The sequence below is a fragment of the Staphylococcus sp. GDX8P80P genome (genome assembly GCF_017893095.1).
Classification (GTDB): Bacteria; Bacillota; Bacilli; order Staphylococcales; family Staphylococcaceae; genus Staphylococcus; species Staphylococcus borealis.
Window position 1 is genome coordinate 1 of the sequence record NZ_JAESMI010000027.1, and the last position, 7,091, is coordinate 7,091.

Sequence of the window (7,091 nt, forward strand, 5' to 3'; positions counted from 1 at the left end):
TCGAAAATCTTCTAGCTTTTTATTATTTATAAGTTATCATCATGTGGTTCTTCTTTAACTTGAACAATACGTAATGAACGTCGTTCAATTTCTTTATGCTTATCTGCCCTTGTTTCCAGTTTAATCCGGTCTCTATTGAGCGTAATAATAAATGAAATCATCATAAAGATAAATATCACAATTAATGGCACACTCGCTAAGATAGATGCAGTTTTTAATACCTCAAGTGCACGTTCTCCCCCAACTAACATAAGTGAGAAAGGTAATAAACATAACGCAAATGCCCAAAATAGACGGTTAGCTTTTAATGGTTCGCCAACAACTTTTTTCTGTGATGCAGCGGCTAAAATATATGAACCTGAATCAAATGTTGTTGCTAAGAATAAGAAAGCAGAAATCAAGAATAATACAACAATCAATGTTGAGAATGGCAATTGATGCATTACTTGAATAATCGTCGCTTCAGTACCATGCGTATTTAAAAAGTTAATCACATTAAACTCGCCTGTAATCTGTAAGTACACCGCATAGTTACCAAAGATACCAAAGAACAATAGACAACCTAATGTACCATAAATAATCGTACCTAAAATAACTTCTTTAAGGCGTCGTCCTTTTGAAATACGCGCTATAAACAGACCGATAAATGGTGCATATACTAACCACCATGACCAATAGAATATTGTCCAATCTTGTGGGAAGTTAGTTTCTTTGCGTCCTTCAATTCCACCGAAAGGTTCCATCCAAGTAGCCATATGGAAGAAGTCTCTTAGCATATTACCAAAACTTGTAATTGTCGTTTCCATTATGAAAATGGTAGGACCCACGATAAACACAAAGCCTAGTAATAAGAATGATAACCATACGTTAACATCACTTAATTTTTGAATTCCCTTTTTCAGACCAGAATAAGAACTTACTGCAAACACAACTGTGATCGTCAATAAGATAATTGAACGTACAATCATATTTTCGCCATCGATACCCGTCAATTTCTCAATACCTGCAGAAATCATAGGAACACCGAGCGCAAGTGATGTTGCAGCCCCGCCAAGTAATCCGAAAATGAATAATATATCTACTAATTTACCTAAAAATTTATCTGTTTGTCCTTTAAGAACTGGACGACACGCTTGACTAATTTTGTAAATAGGTTGTTTCTTAACGAATACTAAATAACCAATAGGTAGTGCTGGTAAGACATAAATCGCCCATGCGATTGGTCCCCAATGGAACATACCATATTGCGTGGCATATGTAAGTGCTTCATCTGACATCGCTTTTGCACCATTTGGTGGTACTTGATAATAGAAAGCCCACTCAATGACACCCCAATATAATATGTCTGATCCAATACCTGCACAGAATAGCATAGACGCCCAACTGAAGTTATTAAATTCAGGTCTATCCGTTGCTTTTCCAAGCGTCACATTGCCGTAGCGACCGAACGCAATATATAATACAAAGAATAAAATGGCTAATCCCATAAATAAATACACTGATCCAATTGAATTGGATATCGCACTGTTGATATCAGTAATTACTTTTTCACTGGCTTCTGGAAAAATCATCATCGGTATAACAGCCACAAGTAATACGACTACCGTCCCTATAAAAGTCGGCCAATCCATAATTTTTTCTCGTTTCAATTATGTTCCTCCTCAAAATAGTTGTTTCGATAAAAATTAAAAAACCACTTTCTTGTCACGGTTTATTCACATATTGACGATATCTAAAATTAAATAAAAATGCAAATTACATTCAAATTATACTTTTCAGTTTATTGAATAAATATATATTTCAGACATATTTTAAAGCTTTAGAAATTGCTATAACAACAGTGTTAAATTTAAACTTAACGTATTTAACAAATTTTATTTTGTATTATTTTTGCATAATCATACCCTTATAATGAATTTATATTTATTTAACATTTTTTTAAATTTCTCATTTTACTCCTAAAAAAGACTACAAATCATCGAGCATGTCGCCCTAAGATTTGTAGTCTCTATATTTAAAATCCTAATATCGATTTTATTAAGAATCCAACTATAATCGATACGCCAATCGCAAAGAATCCTGGAATAATGAAACTTGTTGCTCGTGTACGTCCAGTCTCATCTAAATTAACCGCAAATAATAGCGTTGGTTGTGCAGGAATAACGAAGTTGACATTGAGCGTTTGCACCATTGCAATAAAGTACATTGGTGGAATGCCCATACTCATAACAATTGGCACCATAATCGATGCGGTTGCAGTTTGAGAGATGACGATCATCGCCACTACAGCAACTAAGACAATGACTAACCAAGGTATAGATTGGATTGTTTGTCCGATATCCTCTTGAATGATTTTTAAGTTTTGAGGTGCGTTAAATACAGTTGCGCCTAACCAGCCAGGTCCGAGTACTGCAAAGAGTGCACCAATAGCAGATTGAGCAATATTGGAAGACAAGATATCACTCGTATTAATCTTCATCATTAATAGATTAATCGCAACACTCAAATACATAAAGAACTGTACAATTTCTGTCATGGTTACGTTAACTTGTTCACCATCGACGTTAAAGACTGGCATTAAATTTGGAAAGATACCAAATGTTAATATTGCTGCCACACACAGTAAAAAGCTAACTACACCTAATTTAGTTTTAGTTGAAAATGATTGTTTAACTGATACTTCAGGTGTATGCGCCATTTCACTCGGCGTAACTGATGTCTTCCGACCAACAAACGTACAAAAGACACTTAACATTAGCATTGTAATAATCGCTGTAGGTAATACAATACTTAAATATTGTCCCATCGATATATGATAACCCGCCATTACCGAAATAATGTAGGCTGTTGCTGATGCTGCCGGACTACATAATAAAGCTAAATTAGCAGTCAATACAGAAGCAGTAAGCGGTCGCTTAGGTTGTATATTAGCCTTAACCGCAGTTTTGGCAATAATAGGTTCTAAGGATAACGCAATATTTGCTGTACCTACGCCAAACACAAATAAAAAGACAATCATTGGCGCTATAAAAATAATCGATCTTGGAAAGCGTTCGATAACTTTGGAAGCGAGAAAGACTAAATAGTCAATACCTCCTGTAGCTTGCAAGGTACCACCAGCGATACCAATGGATAAAATAATTAATACTGCAGTAACAGGCGCTGAACCTGGGGGCAATTGAAAGCCAAAGATCATTATGAGTTGTGCCACAATGGCGAAGATACCACACCCTAATGCACCAGCCGCACGAAGCCCTAATAATATAGCTAGTATCATTATGATGATTTCTACTACAAACAGTAGCATGATGAAAGCTCCTAACTTTTCTGAAAATTATTGTGATTTTTTTAACATAAATAGTTTATCACTTGAAGATGTCAAAAGTATAGAATTGTAGATAATTTAAAATATTAAATGTAAATAAAATGTGAACTCACATTCTGACATATTCATTCCAATTAACTATTATCCCACTCTAAAAAACCTTGAAAGTATGCTTCTTCTAGCATCTTTCAAGGTCGATATTAACCATTATTTTGGATGGTCATCTTTGAGTGTTCCTTTTTTAATTGGGGCCGCTTCGTAATCACCCTCGATTTCTTTTTCTTCAGTATGACCTTTAGCCATTTCTACATTTTTCTCAGTTTCTTTACGCTTTTCTTTTTTTGAACGCTTATCATACGCACGTTCTTCTAGTAATGATCCCCAAATAAGGCCACATATCACCGCAATCGTTACGATGATAATTAATGCCAATATAATCCATTTGATTACATCAAACGTCATCTTTAGTCACCCTCCTTTACGATTCACCTATACATCTAATATTACTTTCACTTATTATTATGTTTCCCGTTATACCTCCGCTTCAATCACACGATGCGCTATCTTGACATGCCCTTTTCCAAAAAGAAAAAACCACGACGCCGTTAGAATAAGCATCGTGGTTAAAATGATTTCAAATTATGAAATGTAGTTATATGAACCAGCTTGGCTAGCTGAGATTGTACGTGATGATACTACACCAGGTCCACCGTTATAGTTCATTTCTGAAACTTTAACTGAACCGTCAGCGTTAACACTTTCAACGTATGCAACGTGACCGTATGCACCTTGAGATGTTTGCATTACTGCACCTGCTTTAGGTGTGTTGTTAACTGTATAGCCATCTGCAGCAGCTGCAGTTGCCCAGTTATTTGCGTTACCCCAAGTGCTACCAATTTTACCGCCTACTTTGTCATATACATAATATGTACATTGACCAGTAGTGTATAGGTTTGCACCGCCACTTGATTTACCTGATAATGCTGCACTACTTGAGCTTGTTGATTGAGTAGTTGGTGCGTTTTGAGTTGTTACTTTAACGTTGCGATCTGAAGTTGAATAGTTAGCACCTAAACCGCCACCAACATTATTGTTTGCTGTGTAAGATTGTGTATTTTGTCTAGATTGATTGTAATTGTAGTTATTGTATGATTGTGTATTGTTTACTGCTTGGTTGCCAGTGTATTGTTGACCACTTTGTTGCGCTTGAGCTGGGCTCCAGTTACCTTGCCATTGATAATGGTAATTACCTTGTTGGTCAATTGTGTATGTGTAACTGTATGAATATGGGTCATTAGGGTTATATCCATTATTATTTTCCGCTGCGTCTGCATCCTGATGTGCTAATCCAAATGTTGCAATACCTGCTGTTGCGATTGTAGCTGTAGCGATCTTTTTCATAATTAAATATCCTCCTAGAATGTTTAAAGCTTTTTATCTCGTGGCTACCTGCAATTGACATATTAGAAATTTTAAATCATTCAATTCAAAATGTTTTTAAGTAATTTTTTCTTCGTTAATTAACGACAAGACATACTCTAACAGACACACAACGGTTTGTGTGAAATGTTAAGGCTTTGTAAATGAATCATAATAATTTTACTTCGTATGTAATAAACATAGACTTATATTACAACTTGTAAAACGCGCCTGTGCCAAGACTTATAGCACGTTAATCAACAGTGTATTCACATGCTTTGTAATTTATCTGATTATTTTAGACATGTTTTATTTCATGAAAAGTGGGAAGTATGAAACGTTTTCTCATAATAGCGGGAAGTCATTTTAGAGTGGATGATATGTAATCATAAGCATTAGAACGTCCTATAACAGACATGTAGGCATTGTAAAAGAGGGCCATACCGTGATATATTTTTGAAATTTGTAATGTTTCCAAATACTAACGTTCATAACAATCCCCTTGTAAGATGTTCATTAGTCAACTTACAAGGGGATGAGTATTTTAATTATCCATTTTCAAAATTTCTCTATTTATAACTCAACAATACCATTTTGCACATACCTAGCATTAAATGGTAACTGTACCAATTAATACTGCTATAGCCAATAACACAATCGCAAAGCCCCAAATCCAGAAGAAGGCATATTTGATGTATGTGCCCATATTGGCTTCAGCCAAACCAATCGCTAACCACAGGGCTGGAGAGAATGGACTTACAAACGTTCCGACAATATTACCAATAACCATTGAATACGCAGTCGAAACTGGATTAATACCAAATTGACTTGCTGTTTGTTCTACTATAGGAAGTAATGCAAAATAATAAGCATCTGTACTTGTAAGTAAATCAAGTGGCACACCAAAGAAACCAACAATAATATGTAAGTAAGGTCCTACAGCATCAGGAATAATCTTAATGAAACTTAACGCAATGGCTTTTAACATCCCAGTTTCTTCCAAAACGCCTAAAAACATACCAGCCGCAATGATTACTGCAGCCATCATCAATGCATTTGGCGCATGCGCCTTTAAACGATTCATTTGTTCATCCACATTAGGGAAGTTAATCACTAACGCAAGTGCAACACCAATCATAAATGCAAATTCAGGTGGCGCAATATTAGCTAACATCATGACAAGAACGATAACCGTTAAAAGCACGTTGGCCCAAATAACCCAACCATGTTGCAATGCTCGACCTCTTACCGGAAACTTAATGTCTTGATCACGTTCATAGTTTTTAACTAAACGATGAATGTCTATATCTAATGTAGGTTGTAAGTCACCCTTTTCAATTGCTTTTTTAATTCGCTTCTTTTCTCTAAATCCTAAGTATGTTGCAAAGATAAGAACTAACACGAAACCAATTAATTGTACCGGAATGATGCCGTACCATAATTCGTTGACACTTTTCACTTTGAGGACAGAAGCAACACGCGCCATTGGACCACCCCAAGGCACCATATTCATAATTGCAGCACTAATTGCAAGCAATAGAATTAATAAGTATTTATTCATATTTAACGCTTTATATAATGGTAATAATGCAGGTATTGATAATAAGAACGTGACAGCACCTGCACCATCTAATTGTGCAAACATACCAATCAACGCTGTTACAATGCAAACAATAACGACATTACCACGTGTCATAAGTATCAGTCTTTTAACAATAGGCTTAAAGAGCCCACTGTCTGTCATAATACCAAAGAATATAATTGCGAAAATAAACATGATGACGACGCTCATTACAGATTCTAAACCACTATTGAAGAATTTAACCAAGTCTTTAACACCGTAGCCTAATAGTAAAGCGCCAATACTAGGAATTAATATCATACCAACAACTGGACTAATTTTTTTAGCGATTAACAATCCAACAATTGAGCCAATAATCAAAATTCCCATTATTGTTAACCACACACTATCCCCTTGCATGTGAAATCCCCCTTATTTTATAATACGTTTCCTATCATAAAGAAAACGTTTTCATAATTTTATCAAAAATCAGTCTTTTATTTAAGGAGATAGGTCAAAAAACGGGAGTGGAACAGAATTTTTTTAAATTCGTCGTCCACTCCCAGCTTGCTTTGCTTGTAGAATTTCTTGATGAAATTCTCTTTGCTGGGGCCCCGACCCCAACTTGCTTAGCTTGTAAAATCACTTTCGTGATTTTTTGTGTTGGGGCCCCGCCCACCTCCGCAAGGATGACTAGAACTGAGAAAAGCTTGATTTAAGCGCCTTCTCAGTTCAGTCAGCTACTGCGAATTTGCTAAATAGCATCATTATATTATTTATGTCCCA

5 protein-coding genes are annotated in these 7,091 nt (G+C 35.7%); all 5 read right to left on the reverse strand.

The genetic code is table 11. The features are described from left to right. Positions 1 to 26 precede the first annotated feature (26 nt). A complete protein-coding gene (locus KA858_RS03705; protein ID WP_210135033.1) occupies positions 27 to 1,649 on the reverse strand; it encodes a BCCT family transporter in 1,623 nt (540 codons plus the stop codon). A 365-nt stretch (positions 1,650 to 2,014) separates the two neighbouring features. Continuing rightward, positions 2,015 to 3,307, reverse strand: coding sequence for an anaerobic C4-dicarboxylate transporter family protein (locus KA858_RS03710; RefSeq protein WP_210135034.1), 1,293 nt, complete (start codon positions 3,305 to 3,307; stop codon positions 2,015 to 2,017). Between the two features lie 225 nt (positions 3,308 to 3,532). Then, positions 3,533 to 3,787: a hypothetical protein gene (locus tag KA858_RS03715; RefSeq protein WP_107629189.1), complete on the reverse strand. Its 255-nt coding sequence runs from the start codon at positions 3,785 to 3,787 to the stop codon at positions 3,533 to 3,535. Positions 3,788 to 3,964: 177 nt separating this feature from the next. Beyond that, positions 3,965 to 4,726, reverse strand: a complete 762-nt coding sequence (locus KA858_RS03720) for a CHAP domain-containing protein (RefSeq protein ID WP_210135035.1) — start codon at positions 4,724 to 4,726, stop codon at positions 3,965 to 3,967. Positions 4,727 to 5,354: 628 nt separating this feature from the next. Continuing rightward, positions 5,355 to 6,725, reverse strand: coding sequence for a CitMHS family transporter (locus tag KA858_RS03725; RefSeq protein WP_210135036.1), 1,371 nt, complete (start codon positions 6,723 to 6,725; stop codon positions 5,355 to 5,357). Positions 6,726 to 7,091: the final 366 nt, after the last annotated feature.